22 protein-coding genes are annotated in these 22,626 nt (G+C 45.5%); 13 read left to right on the forward strand and 9 right to left on the reverse strand.

Annotated features, from left to right (window positions below; all coding sequences use genetic code 11):
• Positions 1-5: 5 nt before the first annotated feature.
• From GC102_RS30270 to GC102_RS30280, 3 genes are all read right to left on the reverse strand, one after another.
• Complete coding sequence (locus GC102_RS30270; RefSeq protein WP_246321196.1) at positions 6-1,361, reverse strand: ABC transporter substrate-binding protein; 1,356 nt, start codon at positions 1,359-1,361, stop codon at positions 6-8.
• A gap of 119 nt (positions 1,362-1,480) precedes the next feature.
• Complete coding sequence (locus GC102_RS30275; RefSeq protein WP_171692790.1) at positions 1,481-2,158, reverse strand: FadR/GntR family transcriptional regulator; 678 nt, start codon at positions 2,156-2,158, stop codon at positions 1,481-1,483.
• A gap of 804 nt (positions 2,159-2,962) precedes the next feature.
• Positions 2,963-3,961: an ABC transporter substrate-binding protein gene (locus GC102_RS30280; protein WP_171692791.1), complete on the reverse strand. Its 999-nt coding sequence runs from the start codon at positions 3,959-3,961 to the stop codon at positions 2,963-2,965.
• Between the two features lie 179 nt (positions 3,962-4,140).
• Between GC102_RS30280 and GC102_RS30285 the strand changes: the two genes are divergently transcribed.
• The 3 genes from GC102_RS30285 to GC102_RS30295 are packed head-to-tail and all read left to right on the forward strand — an operon-like array spanning position 4,141 to position 7,064.
• Positions 4,141-5,172 (forward strand): FecCD family ABC transporter permease, encoded by a 1,032-nt coding sequence (locus GC102_RS30285; protein ID WP_246321197.1) that lies wholly within the window; start codon positions 4,141-4,143, stop codon positions 5,170-5,172.
• Complete coding sequence (locus tag GC102_RS30290) at positions 5,169-6,218, forward strand: FecCD family ABC transporter permease (RefSeq protein WP_171692792.1); 1,050 nt, start codon at positions 5,169-5,171, stop codon at positions 6,216-6,218. The genes GC102_RS30285 and GC102_RS30290 overlap by 4 nt, the downstream gene beginning before the upstream one ends.
• Positions 6,219-6,251: 33 nt before the next feature.
• Positions 6,252-7,064 (forward strand): ABC transporter ATP-binding protein, encoded by an 813-nt coding sequence (locus tag GC102_RS30295; RefSeq protein ID WP_171692793.1) that lies wholly within the window; start codon positions 6,252-6,254, stop codon positions 7,062-7,064.
• 56 nt (positions 7,065-7,120) lie between these two features.
• Here GC102_RS30295 and GC102_RS30300 read toward each other — a convergent pair whose 3' ends face one another.
• The gene (locus GC102_RS30300; protein ID WP_171692794.1) at positions 7,121-7,489 is read right to left on the reverse strand and encodes an O-methyltransferase; all 369 of its coding nucleotides are present in this window, start codon (positions 7,487-7,489) and stop codon (positions 7,121-7,123) included.
• Between the two features lie 283 nt (positions 7,490-7,772).
• Between GC102_RS30300 and GC102_RS30305 the strand changes: the two genes are divergently transcribed.
• On the forward strand, positions 7,773-9,032 hold the full coding sequence (locus GC102_RS30305; protein WP_171692795.1) for a methyl-accepting chemotaxis protein: 1,260 nt from the start codon (positions 7,773-7,775) through the stop codon (positions 9,030-9,032).
• A 53-nt stretch (positions 9,033-9,085) separates the two neighbouring features.
• Here the strand turns inward: GC102_RS30305 and GC102_RS30310 are convergent, their stop codons facing one another.
• Positions 9,086-10,894 (reverse strand): M3 family oligoendopeptidase, encoded by a 1,809-nt coding sequence (locus tag GC102_RS30310; RefSeq protein ID WP_171692796.1) that lies wholly within the window; start codon positions 10,892-10,894, stop codon positions 9,086-9,088.
• A gap of 156 nt (positions 10,895-11,050) precedes the next feature.
• Here GC102_RS30310 and GC102_RS30315 point away from each other — a divergent pair, with 156 nt between their 5' ends.
• The 3 genes from GC102_RS30315 to GC102_RS30320 are packed head-to-tail and all read left to right on the forward strand — an operon-like array spanning position 11,051 to position 12,597.
• Positions 11,051-11,215, forward strand: a complete 165-nt coding sequence (locus GC102_RS30315) for a YycC family protein (protein ID WP_171692797.1) — start codon at positions 11,051-11,053, stop codon at positions 11,213-11,215.
• A gap of 3 nt (positions 11,216-11,218) precedes the next feature.
• Entirely contained in the window at positions 11,219-11,452 is a 234-nt protein-coding gene (locus tag GC102_RS39710) for a hypothetical protein (protein ID WP_082562640.1), read from the forward strand.
• Between the two features lie 38 nt (positions 11,453-11,490).
• Entirely contained in the window at positions 11,491-12,597 is a 1,107-nt protein-coding gene (locus tag GC102_RS30320; RefSeq protein ID WP_171692798.1) for a diguanylate cyclase, read from the forward strand.
• Positions 12,598-12,665: 68 nt separating this feature from the next.
• On the opposite strand, the gene GC102_RS30325 is transcribed toward GC102_RS30320, so the two are convergent.
• Entirely contained in the window at positions 12,666-13,370 is a 705-nt protein-coding gene (locus GC102_RS30325; protein WP_171692799.1) for a DUF2225 domain-containing protein, read from the reverse strand.
• Between the two features lie 42 nt (positions 13,371-13,412).
• Positions 13,413-13,805: a globin domain-containing protein gene (locus GC102_RS30330; RefSeq protein ID WP_171692800.1), complete on the reverse strand. Its 393-nt coding sequence runs from the start codon at positions 13,803-13,805 to the stop codon at positions 13,413-13,415.
• Between the two features lie 281 nt (positions 13,806-14,086).
• On the opposite strand from GC102_RS30330, the gene spoVV reads away from it, so the two are divergent.
• The 4 genes from spoVV (at position 14,087) to GC102_RS30350 (ending at position 19,553) form a co-directional block, all read left to right on the forward strand.
• Positions 14,087-15,325: a dipicolinic acid transporter SpoVV gene (gene spoVV, locus GC102_RS30335; RefSeq protein ID WP_171692801.1), complete on the forward strand. Its 1,239-nt coding sequence runs from the start codon at positions 14,087-14,089 to the stop codon at positions 15,323-15,325.
• Position 15,326: 1 nt separating this feature from the next.
• Entirely contained in the window at positions 15,327-17,927 is a 2,601-nt protein-coding gene (gene glgP / locus GC102_RS30340) for an alpha-glucan family phosphorylase (RefSeq protein WP_246321198.1), read from the forward strand.
• Positions 17,928-18,054: 127 nt separating this feature from the next.
• Entirely contained in the window at positions 18,055-18,729 is a 675-nt protein-coding gene (locus GC102_RS30345; protein ID WP_171692802.1) for a flagellar brake protein, read from the forward strand.
• Between the two features lie 11 nt (positions 18,730-18,740).
• Positions 18,741-19,553: an NAD kinase gene (locus GC102_RS30350; protein ID WP_171640932.1), complete on the forward strand. Its 813-nt coding sequence runs from the start codon at positions 18,741-18,743 to the stop codon at positions 19,551-19,553.
• 61 nt (positions 19,554-19,614) lie between these two features.
• Here the strand turns inward: GC102_RS30350 and GC102_RS30355 are convergent, their stop codons facing one another.
• Together GC102_RS30355 and lipA are read right to left on the reverse strand one after the other, a co-directional pair.
• Positions 19,615-19,932: a YutD family protein gene (locus GC102_RS30355; RefSeq protein WP_171692803.1), complete on the reverse strand. Its 318-nt coding sequence runs from the start codon at positions 19,930-19,932 to the stop codon at positions 19,615-19,617.
• Between the two features lie 40 nt (positions 19,933-19,972).
• The gene (lipA, locus tag GC102_RS30360; protein ID WP_171692804.1) at positions 19,973-20,848 is read right to left on the reverse strand and encodes a lipoyl synthase; all 876 of its coding nucleotides are present in this window, start codon (positions 20,846-20,848) and stop codon (positions 19,973-19,975) included.
• A 155-nt stretch (positions 20,849-21,003) separates the two neighbouring features.
• Here lipA and larE point away from each other — a divergent pair, with 155 nt between their 5' ends.
• Entirely contained in the window at positions 21,004-21,852 is an 849-nt protein-coding gene (gene larE, locus GC102_RS30365; protein ID WP_171692805.1) for an ATP-dependent sacrificial sulfur transferase LarE, read from the forward strand.
• The gene (gene larB / locus GC102_RS30370) at positions 21,849-22,625 is read left to right on the forward strand and encodes a nickel pincer cofactor biosynthesis protein LarB (RefSeq protein ID WP_171692806.1); all 777 of its coding nucleotides are present in this window, start codon (positions 21,849-21,851) and stop codon (positions 22,623-22,625) included. Before larE ends, larB begins: the two co-directional genes overlap by 4 nt.
• Position 22,626 lies beyond the last annotated feature (1 nt).

A 22,626-nucleotide genomic window follows, 5' to 3' on the forward strand; every position in this document is an offset into this window, starting at 1 on the left:
AAACGCTATTTTTTCTTCGACTTTTGATCCATCCAATAAGCGTCCCATTTCTTCAGAACGTCTACGACAGTGAATTTACCCAGCAAATACGCTTGACCAGACTCCATGCTCGCTTGATTCCATTGACCCGTGCCTGGATATTGGAACGGCGGCTTGTAGTTCATGAATACGTCCGGCTTGTTGGACATATCCAGCAACGTTTTGTAAGGACCTGTTTTGAAGTACTCATCGTTTGCCGCTGTTGTGTGAATCGGTACTAAGCCGTACTTTTTACCAAACTCAGTATTCTGCTCAGGATTAGACAAGAAGGCGATCAACTTGAATGCCGCTTCTTTGTTCTTGGATTGGGATGCGATACCCCAGCCAGCTCCACCTGCTTGAATGAGAGCCTTGCCGCTTGGTCCCGTTGGCATCGGTGCCGTTGCCCATTGTTCCGGCTTCATTTTCTCCTGAATGGTTTGAATGACGTCCGGATCTTGCAGCAGCATGCCTGTTACACCTGAGGTGAAAGCTTGTACCTGCTCTTGGAAGCCCCAGTTAACAGCATCCGAAGGCGAAGCTTCTTTATAAATTTTCATATACAATTCAATGGCTTCCTTAGCTTCTGGTGAAGAGTAAATCGTATTGCCGCTCTTTAAGAACTGCGCATCTTCCAAATTCACCTGATCCCCGTTATAAGCGAGTACCATCTGGTCAGTGATGCCTGCAGACCCCATACCGCCTCGGAATGAGAACCCGTACCGGTTCTTAGCAGGATCAGTTAGCTTCTTGCCCGTTTCATATAGTTCTTGGTAGGAAACCGGCGGTTTCAAACCTTTCTCTTCGAACCAGTCTTTGCGGTAGAACAATTGACGCTGGTACAAGCCATTCGGAATGAAATAAAGTTTATTGTTATTCGTTGCAATCGACTTAGCCACAGCTGTTACTGTACCGAAGTCTTTCCAAGTACCCGTGTAAGTATCGAGCGGATCAATGTACCCGTTGTTCACATACTCCGCTATGTTCAAATCTCTTACTTCTAGAACGTCTAGTTCTTGTTTAGCTGCAAGCATTGTTCTGATCTTATTATCCGCTTGATCGAACGGAGGTGAGATGAGATCGACCTTAATTGTCGGATTTTCTTTCTCGAATTGGGAAATCATCGCTTTGAGAATGTCGGTCCGTTTCGGGCTCGTCAAGCTCTCGATCATATGAACGGTAACCACTTTACCAGAACTTGCTCCGGCACCCGCTTGATCGCTATTGCCTTTCGCATCACTTTTTGCAGTGTCCGTATTGCTGCCGCAAGCTGCAAGCAACCCCATTAGCATCGTAGATGCAACTACTGTTGGCCATACTTTACGCATTTGTTTTCCCCACATAAGAAGATACCCCTCCTCGGTTGCGATTAGATTATGATGTATCATCCAGTCATCCTGTCTGATAGGTTGATCATAATTGATACCGCTTTCTCCGTCAAGTAAAAAAATCGACAATTTTTTTAATAGGTTTTGATCAGTTTCTCGATAATATCCATCATTTGATGAAACTCGCTTGTCGCTCTTTCTGGATCATGCTGAGAAATCCCCTCGTAAATCGTATGATGGAAAGGATAGGTCTCGTCAAATAAGCGCTTCTCTCCAAGCGGATCGTTGAAAAACTTTTGATAAAGTCCGCTCATGGAGTTAATAACGCTTTCCAGGATCGGATTACCTGAGGATTTAATAATGTGTTGGTGAAAAGCAAGGTCGATTTGCGAGGTATCTTTCCCGCTATCTTTCAGCCTTTTATATTCTTGTAAGATTTTTTCCAACTCTTTCAATTGATTAGCATTGATATTGCGTGCCGATAGCTCCACTGCCTTGCCCTCGAGTGCCCGACGCACATCAAGAATGGAAAGTAAGAACTTCTTCTCGTTCTCCACCTTCACTTTGCCGGTGAAACGAAACGTATCAACGTCACGCACAAAAATACCCTTGCCGTTCTCTACACGAACAATATCAACGGCTTCCAAATATCGCAGAGCTTCCCGCAAGGACGAACGGCCAACACCAAACATCGCGGTTAGTTCTCCGGCGGAAGGCAGCTTGTCTCCCTCTTTCAAAGCATGTTCCTCAATATATCGTTGAATTTCTTGTGCTACTAGTTCATGAACATTGTATTTCTGAATTTTCGGCATCGATTTTTCCCCTTATCTTCGAACCTGTGTACCTATCAGACAGGTGAATCATAGTATGAATTCTATGAAGTTGTCAAGATGTGTGAACAAAGTTTTTATATTAGGATATTTACATCCGTGTGGTGACTGGTGCACAAATAAGCGCCATTTTGGCGCTCTCAGCCCTACAACTAACCTCAACGCCGCCTGAGAGCGCCAAAAAGACGCTTTCGGCTCGCTTTTCGGCTCCTCAAACATACAAAACCTCAAAACCTACAGCTTTAAGCGCCATTTTGGCGCTCTCAGCTCTACAACTAACCTCAACGCCGCCTGAGAGCGCCAAAAAGGCGCTTTCAGCTCGCTTTTCGGCTCCTCAAACACACAAAACCTCAACGCCCACAACTTTAAGCGCCATTTCGGCGCTCTCAGCTCTACAACAAACCTCAACGCTGCCTAAGAGCGCCAAAAAGGCGCTTTCGGCTCGCTTTTCGGCTGCTCAAACGCACAAAACCTCAAAGCCCATAGCTACAACTTGCCTTTCTAATTCACCAATTCAGCTCCTACTTTGCGAATCTCGCATCAAGCCTCCTAATTCCATTGGATTAATCCAATAGAATTTGGAATTTGGCGGCCTAAAAGTCAATTCCATTGGATTATTTCCAATAGAAGAATTTCGAAGCCTGAGAGCAGATTCCATTGGAAAAATCCAATGGAACTATGAAATTCGTTCTGAATACCGATTCGAATGTCCCCAGAAGGTCAATAGGCAAAAAAGGGACTGTCCCCAAGTAGATTTTTATCTACTTTTGGGACAGCCCCGTCGTTTTAAGGCTTAACTTGATATAGGTTATACAAATCATCCAGCATAATGTTCGCCGCTTTGACACCGCCGGCTGTATTCCAAGTCGCATCATTCACTTTGATTAACTTATTTTCTTTTACCACTTTAAGATTTTTCCAGAGCGGGTCATTCATCCATTCCTGCTCTTGCTTGGTCCCTTTGCCATCTCCGGTCTCATAAGTAAAATAAAACACTTTATCCGCAGCATCAAGCTCCGTTAGACGCTCCTTGGTAATGTCTTCGAACGATTTCTCATCACTCTTAGCATCCGAGCGAACGATACCGATTTGTTTAAAAATAACACCCGTGAACATATTGCCGTAATAGTATCTGGTTTTGCCACCCATAAAACGAACGACAGCCACTTTCTCTTTCAGCTTATCGCCTGCCTTGCTTTTGAAATCCTCAATGCGTTTATCGAAAGCTGCGATGACTTTATCGCCTTCAGCTTTTTTATTTAGTGTATCAGCGTATAAAAGGAAATTACTTTTCCACTCACCGCGCAGCGTCTCCGAGTAGACCGTTGGAGCAATGGCTTTTAATTGATCATAGACTTTCTCATGACGCATCTTATTGCCAATGATTAAATCGGGTTTAAGCGATGCGATCAATTCCAAATTCGGCTGTGATTCACCACCGACTGTTGTCACACCCTGCATATCAGCTTTAATATGATCAAACCATGGGTTGCCATAATAAGACTCAACCGCACCAACCGGTTTAATGCCTAACGCTAGAAGTGCTTCCGTTCCTTCATTGGTCAAAATGACAACACGCTTTGGATTCGCCGGTACGGGCGTTTCTCCCATGGCATGTTTAATGGTTCGAAGACTATCCGCCTTCGCTGATTCTTGAGGTGCTGCTGAAGCTGAAGGCTGTGAACTTGGCTTTTCTCCACAAGCCGTCAAAACAACGGACAAAATAAACATAAGTGCAATAAGAGCCCAAGCTCTTCCTTGTTGACGATTTCTTTTTCCAAACATATAAATGAGTTCCCTCCACGCAGTCAATTGATGATAACGATTATCATTATCTATCACATATTACTAATTTATCACCTGCCTGTCAATCTATATTGATAATGATTATCATATTCGTTGACTTCGCTAGTCAGACTCATTAAAATAAATGAAGCAGCATTTAAGGAAGCAGGCACTCATTCATGAACCATTCAAGTTATTCAAGCAAAGAACGTCTTCACCATTTCTATAAAAGTATTGGATTACTCGCAGCTTGCTGCTTGTTGGCTGCAATGATGCTCAGCAGCGTCACGTTCGGACTACATACGTATTCATGGGATCAAATTATGACCTCCTTTGCGCAAGCAGCCAAACCAACAAACGAGGCTATCATCATCCAAACCGTACGCATCCCAAGAGCCTTGATAGCTGCACTCGTAGGAGGAAGCTTGGCCGTTGCAGGCGCGCTTATGCAAGCTATTACACGGAATCCGCTGGCTTCCCCAAGTATGTTCGGCATTAATTCAGGCGCTGCCTTTGCCATCGTGTTATCCGTTGGATTTTTTAATGTTTCCAGCCTTACTCAGTTTACATGGATTGCTTTTGTCGGTGCTGCATTCAGCTCTGCGCTTGTCTATGGACTCGGTTCCTTAGGCCGCGACGGCTTAACCCCAATGAAAATTACGCTAGCAGGCTCAGCAATGACGGCATTTTTCGCTTCATTAACCCAAGGTATCTTGCTTGGAAATGGCAAAGCCTTTGACCAGGTCTTATATTGGCTTGTCGGATCCGTCGAAGGACGGACAATGGCCATGCTCCAATCCGTTTACCCTTATATCCTAATCGCTTGGATTGGTGCTATATTCTTATCACCGCACATCAACATATTATCTATGGGGGATGATGTAGCCAAAGGGCTTGGACAACGCACCGTATACGTGAAATTCATTACCGCAGTTGTGATTGTCATTCTTGCCGGAGGCTCTGTTGCTGTTGCCGGTCCGATTGTTTTCGTAGGGATTATCATTCCACATATCGTTCGCTTTCTTGTTGGAATCGATTATCGCTGGGTCATTCCGTATTGTGCGGTTCTAGGCGGTATTCTTTTAGTTGGAGCTGACATTATAGCTCGTTTCATTGTTATGCCTAAGGAAGTTCATGTCGGTGTAGCGACAGCCATTCTCGGAGTACCCTTTTTCATCTATATCGCTCGTAAAGGGGGACTTCTGAAATGAGTCATTCCCATCGTTATGTCACCATTCGAAAAAAGGGCTTCTCTTATCTGATCAGTAAGAAATCTCTGATTGTTTCTCTTTTTCTACTCCTTGCCGTCATCATCGTGATGATTCTGAGTACGGGAATAGGAAGTATCTATATCAAACCTGCTGAAGTCGTTCGCGCTGTATTTGGTTACGGGACTGATCCTAACACGATGATCGTCAGGACTTTGCGTCTACCTAGAGTCATTGTTGCTGTCTTGATTGGTGCATCGCTTGGTGTAGCCGGAGCCATCCTGCAGGGAATTGTACGAAATCCGCTAACCTCGCCGGATACGATTGGCACAACGGGCGGGGCTACGCTTGGAGCTGTTTCTTTTTTCTTTTTTTTCTCAGATAAAATCAGTATTCATTGGCTGCCAGTTGCAGCTATTATTGGCGCTTTTGCTGCTACATTACTGGTCTATTCACTCTCATGGAAAAATGGGATCACGCCTCTGCGGCTTGTCCTTATTGGTACGGGACTTACAGCTGCGATGAGCGCACTCTCCTATCTCATGCTGCTTTCCGGACCGATTATACTGGCTAATCAATCTCTGACTTTTATGACTGGCAGTATTTACGGAGTTTCCTGGAAAAAAGCGGTTTACCCGCTCTTACCTTGGGTCGTGGTATTAATTCCCATCATCTTCTTGTATGCGCGGCACATTACCATACAGTCCTTAGGTGAAGATATCGCCCGTAGTGTTGGAAGCAACGTCCAACGTCAACGCTTCCTATTGATCATACTTAGCGTTGCACTATCAGGGGCTGCAGTCGCTTTCGGTGGTGCGATCAATTTCATTGGTCTCATGGCTCCGCACATTTCCCGTAAGCTCGTAGGTCCAAGCTTCGGCGCGCTTATCCCTGTGTCCGCGTTGACTGGTTCCCTGCTTTTGTTATTAGCTGATTTAGCAGGACGCTTCTTATTCAAACCGCTCGATATTCCAGCAGGTGTATTCACAGCAGCTATCGGCGCCCCTATCTTCATCTATGTGCTATATCGCAGTAGAAATCGCGGTTAACAACAACGGTTTTACTTAAAGGAGAATAGACCTATGCCGACCCTGGAAAAAGCACTAGAAGCACAATCGCTTCAGTTAACATATGGAGAGACAACGATCTTCCACGGCTTGAATTTACAAATACCTAAAGGCAAAATTACCGTATTTATTGGCAGCAACGGCTGTGGGAAATCAACACTTCTACGTTCCCTTGCTAGACTGCTGAAGCCGAAATCAGGCGCAATCCTACTGGATAGCATGGAAATCGCCAAACTCTCCACAAAAGAGGTAGCCCGGAAAATGGCTATCCTCCCACAAGGACCTTCCGCGCCCGAAGGGCTTACCGTACGACAGCTCGTGAAGCAAGGACGCTACCCTTATCAAAGTTGGCTGCAGCAATGGTCATCAGAAGACGAAAGTAAAGTCATGCATGCCCTCCAGCTTACGAATATGCTCACCTACGCGGATCGCAATGTGGATTCCTTATCTGGCGGGCAGCGTCAAAGAGCTTGGATCGCCATGACACTGGCTCAGGACACCCCTACACTGCTCCTCGATGAGCCCACTACCTATCTGGACCTAACCCATCAGATTGAGGTACTGGATTTACTCTTCGAGCTGAATGAGAACGAACAACGCACGATCGTTATGGTGCTGCATGACATCAATCTGGCCTGCCGTTATGCCCATCACATCGTAGCCATTAAGGATAGTTCTGTGTATGCAGAGGGTAAACCAGAAGACATCGTGAACGAGCAGCTGTTACTAGATGTGTTCGATATGAAATGCAGCGTTGCGCCTGATCCTATTTTCCGCACACCCATGTGTATCCCTTACGGAAAGGGTCGCGTTCTGCCCCATAAATAATGAACAACCCCGGTCATCAACGTGACCGGGGTTGTTTGCGATAAAAGGTATAAGTGCTAAATCGTCCTTGCAAAATTAGCCATATTATAATTACTTTCAAACATAATACTTGCAGACACCATGTTTTGCCTAATGGTGAAATCGAACAAAATTTCACCATGGGTCCAACTTTTCTTCCGTTTCAAAGATTCAATCGCCATCTGCCGAAAGGATTGATATTGCAGCTCCGTCAAACCTTTGGTCGTGGTTGCAGGCAATACGCCGTCCTTACTTTCAAACGGAAGGTGCTTAATACCGAATTTACCAATTTCGTTGTTGCGAATGTGAACAAACACAGTACCGGAATTCACATGAGATAATTCTTCTTTGATCTTTCTAAACACCAAATCGATTTGTCTAGCGAGTGGCATTTGATCCAAATTCATTACTTTCCTCCTTAAGTTTTATTTTTTTACTTATTATGTAATTTATGCGACTGTAGACCTATTATACTCACACCATTTACATAATTCAACAGTTTATTTACATTATTCACACAATTCTTACTATTTTTTATGTAACGTTAATATTATTCCCATTTCAGTTGTAAGAAACGAACGATATTTGTCGAAATGATGTAGAATATTTCCAAATTCAATGTTATAATTTGCAAACACACATCATGGATTCCAACACAAATAAACAAATTTCGCAGAGGAGTCGGTCGGATTGGATAAAGTATCATCCTTATCGTTCAGAAAGAAACTACAACTTGGTTGTTATGCACTTATTGGTTTGAATTCACTCTTCATGCTAATTGTTACATTTGCTTCAGATTGGAATCGCTTACTTGGTATCATATTCCTACTTATTATTCTTGGAGGCAGCTACCCGTTTATTCGATGGTTCGAGAATCAGCTAACGGAACCCATTGCTGATTTATCCCGAATAGCGCTCAACATTTCCAAAGGAGACTTCTCTCAAAAAGTAACCGTAACCTCAGATGATACACTTGGACAGCTTGGTCAATCTTTTAATAAAATGATAGATAAACTACGCGAAATTCTTCGCGACACAGGAACAATTTCGAAGCAGGTTTTTCAAACAAGCCGCGATATTTATGTTAAAAATGAAAGCTTCCGTACAGTCCTAGAACAAGTGAGTATTTCGGCCCATGAGCTGGCCTCGGGTGCCGGGCAAATTTCAGAAGAAGTTTCTGGTGTTTCGATCACCTCCAAAGACATTGAAGTCAGAATCGTCAATTATGCCGGTTCTGCGAAAGAAATGAAAGATCGCTCGGATCAGATGATGACCCTTGTAGAAAAAGGACGCACGTCCGTTGAAAGTCAAGGCATCGGTATGAAACGAAATGTAGAAGTTACACAGCAGGTGTCTGATACAATCGACATGCTGGCTCGTCAAGCCGAAGGCATCAGCAGCGTTACTCGTTCCATTTCCGAGATTGCTGAGCAAACGAACCTCTTGTCCCTCAACGCTTCCATCGAAGCTGCTAGAGCTGGCGAACATGGCCGGGGCTTTGCAGTCGTCGCTCAGGAAGTGCGCAAGCTAGCTGAAGAGTCAACCTCTCTTACACGTGAAGTATTCGGTTTCGTGAAGAGCATCGAGCAAGGCATTCAAGAAGCCATTCGCAGTATTCAAGTGAACGAAGATGTCGTAAAAAAACAAACCGTGTTAATCGAGCAAACCGAAATTGTTTTCGCTGAGATCGTCGGAAGCGTAGGCTTTATTTCGGAAGAAATTACTCGCTTCGCGGAAGAAAGCGAGCAAATGCTGACAAGCTCCGAACAAATCGCTGCGGCGATGGAGAACATATCGGCGATCACGGAGGAATCAGCAGCTGGTACACAAGAAGTTTCTGCTTCTATGAATGAGCAGATTGCTACGGTACAAGGGATCGTGACACAAGCCGAAGAGATGACGCGTGTAGTCACACAATTACAACAGACGATTCAGATTTTCAAACTATAAGCTTTTATTGCACAAAAAAGGCTTTCCCACTTCGATCATGGGAAAGCCTTTTTTTATACTTGAACTTTAGCTTCTGTTAGTTCCATGAACTGCTTCACATCTTGAGCTGCCATATCGACTGCGCTTTGCCAGAAATCCGGCTCTGTCAGATCAACGCTGAGATGTTTCTGAGCAAGCTCCTCCACGTTCATGCTGCCTGTGTCTCTAAGCAAAGAGATGTATTTTTCTTCAAAAGCTGCGCCTTCCTGCACCGCTCTCGCGTAAATACCTGCACTAAACAGGTAGCCAAACGTGTAAGGGAAATTATAGAAAGGTACATCCGTCGCATAGAAATGCAGCTTAGCCGCCCAGAAATGCGGGTGATAGCTGCTTAAAGCATCTTTATAAGCAAGCTTCTGTGCATCCACCATGAGCTCATTCAAACGCTCAACGCTAACTAAACCTTGACTTCGTGCTTCGTAAAAGTTCGTCTCGAAGATGAATCTCGCATGGATATTCATGAAGAAAGCGATCGCGCGCTGGATTTTATCCTCGAGTAAAATGATGCGTTCTTCATCTGTTGAGGCACTCTTCACGACTGCGTCCGCTACAATCATTTCAGCGAAGGTAGAGGCTGTCTCAGCGACGTTCATCGCATACTCCTGTGCTAACGCAGGCATATCCGTCATGACATGCTGATGGTAGCCATGACCTAGTTCATGGGCTAGTGTAGAAACATTGTTTAGCGTTCCGCCATAGGTCATGAAGATACGAGTCTCACCCGCTATCGGGAAAGAAGTACAGAAGCCTCCAGGTCGCTTCCCTGCTCGATCCTCAGCTTCGATCCAGCGCTTCTCAAAGGCTTCTTCCGAAAAAGCTGCCAGCTTCGGACTGAACTGTTTAAATTGATCGATAATTAGACTAGCACCATCGTCATAAGAAATTTTCTTCGAGGAATCGCCCAGTGGCGCATCCACGTCAACCCAAGCCAACTTATCAACGCCAAGCAGTTTCGCTTTACGGTTCAAATAAGCAACGAAAATATCTTTGTTCCGGTCGATCACTTCCCACATGACATTCAACGTTTTCTCTTCCATACGATTGATAGCAAGCGGCTCTTTATGTATACTTTTCCAACCTCTGTATTTATAAACCTGAAGACGGAAACCTGCTAGATGGTTTAATGCTTCGGCACAATATTCCTCTTTATCCGTCCATGCTTGTTCCCATTTTTCAAACAGATCCAGTCGTTCTTCACGATTCTCTGTATGCAGTTTATTAAACGCTTGACCGGCAGATAGCTCCACCTGTTTACCGTCAACCTCCACAGGCATACGGAATTGACCAACGGTCGTATTGTACAGATCTCCCCACCCATGATAGCCATCTACGGCCAAATCATTAATTAAGGCTTCCTGCTCAGGCGGCAACTTCTCTTGGGCTAAGGCACGTCGCTCATGGAGCGGAAAAGCAATGGCTTTGAACGGCTCTTTCTGCAGTAGAGCAGACCATACATCATCAGGTATCCCCGTCAGAACTTGATCAAAATGGGTGAGCGAAGATAAATGCTCTGCAAACAAGCTTTTGACCTGTCCGCTAAGTACAGGCGCTTTCTTATCCTTCTGGTTATCCGCTAGCAAGCAGCCTACGAAAGAATCCGCCTCATGGATATGCTTTAAATTATGCTGAAACAATTCGATCAGTCTTTCTAGCGAAGCTGTATCTTCTGCCTGTTGTGGTGAAGGGGTATTTCGTACTTGTTCTTGAAAAGCAGCAATCGATGCTTGAAGCTCTTTCAGATGAGCTGCGAATGCAGGAGACTCGCTTCCCCCAGGAAAAAAGTTTTCTAAATTCCATGTTTGATTAAGAGGTAAATTAAGCAAAGCTATCACCTTTCCTTTCCATCTTTTATTAAATCATAAACGCCACCTGATCGCCAATAATACTCATCTTGCTCATTGCTTCTAGGTAAAAAGTATGATTCAATTATAGGTAGTTCCCACACCATATATTCGGAACAGGATGGGTGATTTCAAATTATGAAACCGTTACAAATTTCTCCAGAAACGGCCATTAAGCTAGCTGAACAACTTAAGGTGCCTTTAGAACATCTCATGCATATGCCACAACATATTTTACTGCAAAAATTAGCGGAGCTCGCTAAAGCTTCCTCTACGGAAAATAGCGATCCAGAATCGAAGTAAGCTTTGATCCCTTTCGCTAACACTTGGCCTTATGACATTATTATGAAGGACATTTATGTGGCCCAATGTCCCTTTTGCCATAGCCCCAATGTGCTGCTGCCGTTGAAAATTCACGAACTGACATCCATTCACGAAGGTAAAAAAAAGCTGCTTGTGTTTCCTTGCTGCCATAATAAGTTGACGCTCGTCGACACAGATCGCGATTATTTATTGGCGGACACCGCAATACGCAAATGAATCGTAGCTTCCAAGCGCAAGGAGTAGAAAGAGTCCGTATGAATGAGTACCTCGTTCCTTTGACAAGCGCATGTACGTTAGTTACGTTAAATTACATGGCAATGAAAGTTCGCAGCAAGATGCTTATCGATTCTTATGAGCACTTGATTGCACCATTGCTCACAGGATTAGCCAGCATCATCATGATGCTGGTCCCCCTACCAGAGCTGTTTGTCCTGATTGATTTACGTTCTGTCCCTATCTTTATGGCAGGCTTGCGTTATGGACTGCCTGTTGCCCTGTTATCGACTGTATTACCTTCGAGCCTTACCCTCTTCACGCAAGGAAGCCATGCCTGGTTCATCATCGCACAAGAACTGCTTGTCCCAGCACTGATTAGCTCCTTGTTTCACAACAAAGAATACCGCAGCGGTTTCTTGGACATTCCTATTCGACATGGGCTCCAAATATGCTCATTCGTCTTCCTCCTTCGCTTACTCATACACGAGCTTCTAGAGAGCAACCTATCATGGCCATACGCCTTAGATCAATTGTTTATGCTGGCCATCATGTCAGCTACTTTCATCATCATTATCGTCATGGTCAATGATGAGAATAAAAGTTGGCGGCTGCAGCGCCAGTTAGAAATGCAAGCCAATCAAGACAGCCTAACCAAGCTACCGAATCTGCGCAGCTTTATGCCGATTGCCAGCAATGCGCTTCACAAACGCAGAGTATCCATCATGATGATTGATTTAGATAATTTCAAGCAATACAATGATCAGTTTGGACATCTGGAAGGTGATCAGCTGCTCCGCGAGATCAGCAGTGTTTTACGACACCATATCCATGAACAGGATTATTTGGCCAGATATGGAGGTGAAGAATTTATTCTTCTCAGCTCAGAGATTGATCCCCTACGGCTAAGCAAATATGCAGAGCAGCTATGCTCCATAGTCGCTGATACGTTCCACCATAAGAACCTTACGGATTCTGCACCAATAACGATCTCAATAGGAATTTCAACTGCAGAGGAACCTCAGGCAGAACTGAAACGAATCATCTCTGAAGCGGATCATGCGCTTTATGAATCTAAGCATCGCGGTAAAAACCGTTCTACCCTTTTCAAAAGAGTACAATTAATCAATGAAAAAATGAACGCTTAACCATTCAAGGGATTGAAATCAACCCCAAGAATAGATAAGCGTTCATTTGATTAATACGGCAATATTCACTATGTAGCTTGTTTCATTTCGTCTGGCAGCTCCATACGAATAGCAAGCATATCTTCGCGGGTTGCTATCCATTGTTCACGGCTTGCTCTAATCATACCAGCATCCATAATTTTGCGGTCATTAATAATGCGTGAAAACCATTTGACCGCCTCATTGAAGCGGCTTAATCTGCGATTGAGCTCTCCTATTAAGTACATGAGTCGAGCATTATTGAGATCCAAACCTTCTGTTTCATACACACTGACATATGCGTCCAAGGCAAACGTTAGGAAACGTTCCTCCTGCTCCCAGTCTCCTTTGGAACGATACAACCAAGCCAAATGGTGTAGAAGACCTGCTATAACACGCGATTTCTCATCTCTAATCTGCGCGCTAAGAAGGGCTAACTTGTAACTCAGAAGCGTATCTTCCCAGGTTCTTTCTCCGCAATAATTGCGCATTGACCAGTTTTGAGCCACTCTCTCGTAAAAGACTTCCCTCTGCGTCGGTTTCCATTTATCCGAAAAGTTTTCCGTATGGGCATATCCGCAAAACGGACAGACCCTCACGACATAAAAGTCGGGGTTGATGTCTTTATAATGAACACAGAAATCCGTATCAGTTTTGCTAGCTTTCTTGAAACTCGGGCGAACCTTCATCGTTTTGTAGGAATTCTCGCAATATGTGCACTTCACTGAAATTTCATATAAAGGTTCAACCATCATTGAAACCCCGCCTTCACTAATGTTGTATGTAGGAAAGAAGAACTATTCTCCTTCAGATGTGTTTATAAAATGATAGGCAGAGCCTTTAAGACGTTCAAGTAAAAAATCCCGCAAATCAGCCGGTAGTCCGACTTCCACCATGGCTTCCGACATACAGCTTAACCAGGCATCTGCACGTTCTACTGTAATCGGAAATGCCATATGTCTACCTCTCATCATCGGATGTCCATGTGTATCTGAATACAAGGTTGGACCACCAAAAAACTGACTTAAAAACATGAACTGTTTATCTATAACTGGTCCTATATCGGAAGGGAACAGAGGCGATAACAATGGATTCTGCTGAACTTTTGGATAAAAGGCTTCCACGAGTCGGCGTACCGTCTCCGCTCCCCCCATCAATTCGTACAACGTGCTGCGATCACTTTCTGACATTAGGGTAAACCTCGCTATTCATAATCACTTTAATAGTTTTCTAAATCCTCATCCCCTGCATGCATGAGCGTTTCTCGAATGACAAATACGAACATACATACAACCAAACCAGCAATGACACCTGTCATTTGAATCACTCCCGCTGCCTAGGATATAAGACTTTACTAGTTCTATTTTACCATAAAACCAGACCATGAACAGTACCAAAGTCTAAGTATTTTGGGACGGCATGTATGTCCCATCCCGTTCATATAGTTGAGTAGGAGGAGGTATCCAATCTCATGCGGAAACGAAATTTCACGGCTGCGTTACTCATGGCTTTTGTTGTTGTTGCCATTATTCTATGCTTACTTGCGTTCCCTCATGACGGTCTTCAAGCAGCCTTGCGCGGCGTTTCCATTTGGTGGGATGTGCTCTTTCCCGCACTTTTCCCTTTCTTCGTCATATCCGAAATTATGCTTGGCTTCGGTATCGTTCATTTCTTCGGTATGCTGCTCGATCCAATGATGCGTCCCGTCTTCCGTATCCCTGGCATCGGTGGCTTTGTAATGGCCATGGGCTTCGCTGCAGGTTACCCGGTCGGCGCTAAGTTAACCTCCCAGCTGTGGGAGCAGAAGCTTGTCAACCGAGAGGAAGGTGAACGACTTGTTGCGTTCACAACAAGCTCCGATCCGATTTTCTTAATCGGAGCCGTTTCGATAGGCTTCTTCCACGATGCTTCTTTGGCAATGATCTTGGCTGTTGCTCATTACGGAGGATCCGTGCTTATAGGTTTAATGATGCGATTTCACGGCAGGAAGAGCCTGCCTACAGCGCAGGAGACTAAGAGCAAAGGCGGGGTCTGGAAGCGTGCTTTTGAAGCGATGCACAGCGCTCGAATCAACGATGGCAGATCCATAGGAACACTACTGAGTCAGTCCATTCTTCAGTCGCTCAGCTTGATTTTCGTAGTAGGTGGATTAGTTGTCTTCTTCTCTGTTGTTTTAGAAGTCTTAACAGCAGCTAAAGTCATGAATGTGATCTACCTGCTCATAACCTCCATCCTGCAAATCACAGGACTCCCCCATGAGTTATCACAAGCAGTAATGAATGGTTTGTTTGAGGTGACACTCGGGGCGAAGGCTGCCGGGAATGCTCCAGCGTCGCTCGCGCTCTCCAGCAAAGTGGCTATCGGCGCTTTCATTTTGTCATGGGGCGGCATGTCCGTTCATGCTCAAATAGTTAGCCTATTAAGCCATACGAATCTGCGTTATTTGCCATTTGTCACCGCTCGCTTCATCCATGCCTTGCTCTCAGCTGCTATTGTTCTCGTTTTTTGGGAGCCTATGCAGATTTTTCGTGAAACCAAATCCGTTTTCTTACCTCAATATGATTCGGCTTCTCCTGTTCTTAGCTATTTAAGGCTTATGCTGCCAATTAGCGGAACGGTCTTCCTTGGTGCTTTTTCTGTCATTGTCGGACTCTTTGCTGCATATTCCTTACTTAAACTGGTGTATGAAAAGGTTGGTGGAACAAGATAATATGGGTAACCACGATCATGATGATAAAGGGAGAGAACATCCAGATATGCAAGCAGCCTTCCCCCAAGAAACGAAACTTTTGCCTCCAACGATTGAGCGTTTAACTGAGTTATCATTCAACTTATGGTTCAGTTGGAACCATGACGCCTTACAGCTTTTTGCACAAATGGATCCTGCAAAATGGGATCAATGCGGCCATAATCCTGTTCGTTTACTTCACCTGTTAGACAATTCACAGATCGAGGCCCTTAGCGGAAATCAAGATTTTGTAGCAAACTATCAACAAGTAATTGCCAAATTCGATGCTTATATGAACGGCACCACTTGGTTTCAGGAGAAGCATCCGGACCAGGGTCATGTACAAATTGCTTACTTCTCCGCGGAGTTCGGCTTTCATGAATCATTGCCGATTTATTCAGGAGGACTGGGAATCTTAGCTGGTGACCATACGAAATCTGCAAGTGATTTGGGTATCCCTTTGATCGGTGTTGGACTTCTTTATAAAAAAGGCTATTTCACGCAGAAAATTGATGCCTCCGGTGGTCAACAAAGTGAACTATATCCTTATGACTTCACCAAGCTTCCAATCGAACCCGTCCTGCAAAATGGCCAGCAGCTCGTCGTTTCCATTGATATGCCTGGTCGCGCCATCACCCTACAGGTTTGGCGTGTACGTGTCGGTCGTAATTCGATCTTTTTGCTGGATGCCGATCATGAAGCCAACAATCCAGCGGACAAAGAGCTGACCGCTCAGCTGTATGGGGGCAATCAAGATACGCGGATTGCACAGGAAATGGTTCTAGGCATTGGAGGCGTCAAGGCGCTTCGGCGGCTTAACATCTACCCTAACGTGTACCATATTAACGAAGGGCACGCGGCTTTCCTCACGTTGGAGCGTCTGAAGGAGCTTCTGCATCTAGGTCTTCCGTTTCATGTGGCGGTTGAAACCGTTCGCTCAGCCACTGTATTTACTACCCATACGCCTGTACCTGCGGGGCATGATACCTTCTCCATCGAGATGGTGGAACACTATCTCGGGCCTCTCCTAAGTGAGCTCTCACGGCACAAACAGGACATTGTAGCACTAGGGCTCGATCACCATACGGGTCAATTCAATATGACCCATTTGGCCATGAATACAGCCGGACTGCGCAATGGGGTCAGTAAGCTGCACGGTCAAGTATCTCGAGAAATGTTCAAAGAATTTCACGGTCATATCGATGCAAGCGAAGTTCCCATTAGCTCCATTACGAATGGTGTCCATCTGGATACATGGACAGCGCCGCAATGGAAAGAACTGCTTGATCGTTTCCTGCCTGGTTCATGGCGGGAAGAACAAGCTAATAAGCACCAGTGGGCGCAAATCGAGGTCATTCCAGACGAGTCCATCTGGAAAGTGCATCAACAACTGAAAGAAGATCTAGTTCGTTACGCCAGACGAAATTTGTTCGAGCAGCGCAAGCGCAATGGGGAATCAGAAGAGCGGATTGAGGAAGTCAGACAGTATTTGAATCCCAAGGCATTAACCATTGGATTTGCCAGAAGGTTTGCGACCTACAAGCGAGCTAATCTCATTTTTAATGATTTGTACCGCCTTAAGAAGATCATCAATGATCCCGAGAGACCCGTACAATTTATTTTTGCTGGTAAGGCTCACCCTGCAGATTACCCAGGTCAAGAGCTTATCCGTGAAATTTATCGCGTTTCGCAAATGAAAGAATTCGTCGGAAAAATCGTTATTCTCGAAAACTATGACATGAATATGGCCCGTTACCTCGTACAAGGGGTAGACGTATGGTTAAATAACCCCCGTAGACCTCTTGAGGCCAGTGGAACGAGCGGTCAAAAGGCCGCCATGAACGGGGTACTTAATTTTAGTGTACTCGATGGCTGGTGGGAGGAAGGCTACAACGGTGCGAACGGCTGGGCTATCGGTTCCACAGGAGCGGCTGACTGGGCTGCACAAGAGAAAGAAAATACACAAGCCATCTATCACATTTTAGAGAAAGAAATTATTCCGCTGTACTACAATCAAGGAGCACTCCCGCATCAATGGATCAGCCGCATGAAGCGTTCTATTCAATCGCTAAGCCCGGTCTATAACACGCATCGCATGGTGCAAGACTACACAGAACTCACCTATTTGCCTACAGCTCAGCGAGCCCGACTCTTTGTTTCTAATCACTATGATGTTGCAACAAAAGTTGCCGATTACAAACAGTTCATCCGTTCGAACTGGTATCACGTGAAAATCATTGGCATCGATGACCGCTCTGCCAAATTATCTACGGAAGTGCCGTTAAACGAGATAAAACCATCAACGAAGGAAATTACGACACAAGTTCACTTCGGCCCCATTTGGCCGCAAGATACGGCAGTAGAAGTCATTTATTATGAGGAAAATGGCGAAACTTGGGAGCAAAAAATTATTCCAATGGAACCTTTAGGCGAACTGATTGAACAGATGCAGAGCTATAAAGCGACCATTCCATCGCATCTCATTCATGGGCCTCACTTCTCTATTCGCGTGCGCCCCATCTCATCTAACTTCGCACATTCCTTTGAACTTTCCTTAGTGACCAGCACATTATCGTGGCAGTAAATACGTGAATTCCTAGATAAAGCCCCGTTTGGGGCTTTTCTTATTTTCTTTTATAAATTATTATGAATAGAGAACTTACGGTATGTGCATGCGTTCGTGAATGCAAATCTAACCACTTGGTGATGCTATGGATTGGAATAAGGCACTGGAATTGGCATATATCGCACCGAATACGGATTGTCATTTGATCATTGTCGGAGAATGTAAAGATGGGTCGCCTTTTTGCTATGAAGAAAATTTCTCCATAGATAAAATAGGAGAGTCTTCATTCACCGTTTGTTTAGAGCTATCCGGAATTTTTCCATTCGACAAATTAGAGCATATTTCTTTCATTGAGTTTTCTTTTAAAGACCGTGGAGTTTTATATTACGCCTATGTCGATTTAATTCAACTTGAATTAAAGAAGACGATATGTTACCTTTCACTATCCATTCCCGAAGAAATTCATCATCATCAGAACAGAAAATACAGCCGAGCTAAGCTCTCCCTTCGAACACCGATCACACTGCGTATTGTTGGCATTCGCGGCATATCCGCAAGCAAGGGAGTCGCCTTTTCCGGACAACTTCTTGATATTAGCGCGAGCGGTCTTTCTTTCGTTACGACGAATCGGCTTTTCTTTCCCTTATTTTTGGAATTCAGCTTCATTCTCCCCGGGTATCCCCATCCTATTACCGCCTATGGTGAAATTATTAGGGTGACGAATTTCAGTAATGATTCTTATCGGGTTGCCGCCGAATTCCGACATACACCTGAATCAATGCTTCAGGACATTGATAAATATTGCTCGATTACTTCTTAGGAGGAAACCAATTGAAATACAACGTCATTGAACGAGGCGATGACATCTCCAAGGGGCTGACAGAGCGGTTCCACAAACTCGCCGCACAGCATGGCATGCCGAGGGATGAAGAAAATCCGGACATTGTCCTTTCTATTGGCGGAGATGGCACGATGCTGCAAGCTTTTCATAAATATGTGCAGCAGCTTGATCACATCGCTTTCGTTGGTATCCATACAGGACACTTAGGTTTCTTCGCAGATTGGAAACCAGATGAGCTGGATCATCTAGCTTCATTGATGTTCAGCGTCACCACCCCCGAGGAGCTGCGTGTTGTGCAGTACCCCGTCGTAGAGATTGAAATTACGACAGAAAAGGGCTCCGAGACGCATCTAGCGCTCAACGAATTTACAATACGAGGAATCGAAGTATCACTAGTCGCTCGACTTCACGTTAACGACGAAATGTTCGAAATGTTCCGCGGTGACGGAATCTGTATCTCCTCGCCTGCTGGCAGCACTGCTTACAACAAAAGCTTAGGCGGAGCAATGGTCCACCCTTCGCTCGAAGCGATTCAAATTGCAGAGATTGCCTCGATTAACAATAGGGTCTACCGCACACTCGGTTCTTCCATGATTTTACCGAAGCATCATCACTGTGACATTTATCCCAAGGCGCAGCAGAATATGCTTTTATCACTTGATCACTTATACTTGCAGCGAAACGACGTTGTTTCTATCCGCTGCCGTGTAGCAGCTAACGTGAAAGTTAAGTTTGCCAGGTTCCGCCCATTTCCTTTCTGGAACAGGGTTCGGGAAGCTTTTGTTGGGTTAGAAGTGAAATAAACAAGAAGAAGACGCCCCTCACTCCATTGGAGAATGAGAGGCGTCTTTTGGTTTAACTACATTAAAGAGTAGTTGTAATCACTTCAGAAGGCACTTGCTGCTTTGTTCCATTCACTTTTTCGATAATGAAATAAGCGCAACCGAAGTTACAGTACTCATTCAAGTAATCTTGAAGAGCGGCGATGGATGATTCCTTTGTCGCCTTCGGATGGATTTCTTTAAAAAATCCTCTCAGCCTTAACTGGCTGTAACCCCAATCGCCGACAATATAATCGTATCGCTCCAATACTTCGCTAAAGCGTTCTTTAAAAACTTCAAAATTCCAGCCATTCTTATGGTCTGTTACAAGCTCGTATGTTTTATTTGCAATATGAATCATGGTGGTAGGAAGCTCTCCTTTCTATGATTCGTTCGTTAATTTAAACGTTCGATGCGGCTTGAACCTGTTCATGGGCATGGTACGAGCTGCGTACCAATGGTCCCGACTCAACGTGCTTAAAGCCACGCTTCATGCCCTCTTCTTTGAGCATAGCAAACTGTTCAGGCGTATAATACTTGGCTACAGCCAAATGCGTTGTAGACGGCTGCAGGTACTGCCCAATCGTCATAATGTCGCAGCCAACTTCGCGTAAATCCTCCATCGTTTGCAGCAGCTCGTCCCACTCCTCGCCTACGCCAATCATGACGCTGGATTTGGTTGGGATGTTCGGAGCAATACGCTTCGAACGCTCCAGCAGTTCTAGAGAACGGCGGTATTTCGCCTTCGAGCGGACGCGGTCTGACATGCGCTCAACAGTCTCCATATTATGGTTCAAGATATCAGGCTTAGCCTCAAGAACCGTAGCCAGTGACTCTTCCCGGCCCAAGAAATCGGGGATCAGCACTTCGACTGTGCACATTGGCAATTTGCGGCGTATCGCTTTGATGGTCTCAGCGAATATCTTCGCGCCGCCATCCGCTAAATCATCGCGCGCTACGGAAGTGACAACACAGTGACGCAGTCCCATTTGTAAAGCGGCATCAGCTACACGTTCTGGCTCTTCAAGATCCAGCTCGGTAGGCAGCCCTGTTTTGACTGCACAGAATCGGCATGCTCGGGTACAAATATCGCCCAGAATCATAAAAGTGGCTGTACGATTGGCCCAGCACTCATGAATATTTGGGCATTTGGCTTCTTCGCAAACCGTATGCAGCGTCTTGGAACGCATCATTGACTTTATTTCTTTGAAATTCTCATCTGTCTTGAGATTGATTTTTAACCAGTCTGGTTTTCTCTCTAATGGCTTTGGAGGCACTATAATTCCCGCCTTTTATATGGTTTCTCGTTCTTGTTATTATAACATGAATGACTGACAAAACAATCCACTTTGCCAGTCAGTTGTGATACACTTATCAAGATGGCCAAAACAGCTTAACCTATCACGTAAAAGCTGTATGGGAGGGAAGAAACATGAGCATACAAGAAGTAACACGAGAGAAAGACCGCAAGCTTGGAGAAATTTTAAGAGGTATGGGCCGAGTATTAATCGCCTTCTCCGGAGGGGTTGACAGTACATTCGTCCTCAAACGTGCGCAGCAGGAGCTAGGAGATCAAGTCTTAGCCGTCACTGCAGCATCCGAAACATTCCCTTCTCGGGAATTCGATGCCGCCGCCCTACTAGCAGAACAAATCGGTGTCCCACTGTACAAAACAGAGGTCAAGGAACTAGAGAACGCGAATTTCGTCGCTAACAATCCTGATCGCTGTTACCATTGCAAAACGGGACTTTATTCACATTTGCAGCAACTCGCCAAAGAGTTAGGGTACCCCTACATTCTTGATGGCTCAAACATGGACGATCTCGGTGATTATAGACCGGGTCTACAAGCCAAGAACGAGCAAGGCGTCCGTAGTACTTTGCAGGAGTCCGGCATGACCAAAGACGAGATCAGACAGCTTTCCAAAGAGCTAGGATTGAGTACTTGGAATAAACCGTCTTTTGCTTGCTTGTCTTCTCGTATCCCTTACGGGACGCAAATTGAGAAGTGGAAAATCGACCAACTGGACGAAGGCGAATACTTCTTGTCCCAGCTTGGATTGTATCAGGTGCGCGTACGTCACCATGAGAAGATTGCCCGGATCGAGGTTATGCCGGATGAGATTCATAAAGTCGTTGAACACCGTGATGCGATCTATGAAAAGTTCAGCAAGCTTGGCTTCACTTACGTGACGCTCGATTTACAAGGTTACCGCACGGGCAGCATGAACGAAGTACTGTCCAAGGAGACGAAAGACAAGGTGAAAGAAGCATCCTTATGATGGACTTAGAGAAAATCCTAAAGCTCGTCCAGGCGGGCGATCTGGACGTAGAAGAAGCCAAAAAGCAAATCATCAAGGAAGGCAGCGCCGCAGGCCCGGCTAACCTTGATCTTGGATTTGCTCAGCTCGACATCGATCGCGAGAAGCGTACGGGCTTCCCCGAGGTCATTTTCGGGGAAGGCAAGACCGCCGAGCAGATCGAGGCGATTTTCCGGCGGCTGATGGAGCACACCGACCGCGTGCTCGCTACGCGCGTAGACGCGGCCAAAGCCGCCCATGTTACCGCTGCCGTGGAAGGTGTCACTTACCACGAAACGGCGAGGTCGCTGACCTGGTTTAAGCGACCCATGCTTAAAGTCCACGAAGGCTATATCGCCGTCGTGTGCGCAGGCACCTCCGACCTCCCCGTGGCGGAGGAGGCGGCTCTTACGGCAGAATGCCTAGGCAGCCACGTTGAACGTATATTCGACGTGGGAGTAGCAGGCATTCACCGGCTCTTCCGCCGGCTGGAGCTCATTCGCGGTGCAAACGCGATTGTGGTCGTTGCCGGCATGGAAGGCGCGCTCGCCAGCGTCGTCGGCGGGCTAGTAGCCAAACCGATCGTGGCTGTGCCGACAAGCATCGGTTATGGCGCGAATCTTGCAGGTATCGCCCCCTTGTTGTCGATGCTAAATAGCTGCTCACCAGGAATCTCAGTAGTGAACATCGACAACGGCTTTGGAGCCGGCTACTATGCAGGGCTCATCAACAAAAATATGTCGAAACGAGCGTGAG

The organism is Paenibacillus germinis, assembly GCF_013141785.1.
Taxonomy (GTDB): domain Bacteria; phylum Bacillota; class Bacilli; order Paenibacillales; family NBRC-103111; genus Paenibacillus_E; species Paenibacillus_E phytorum.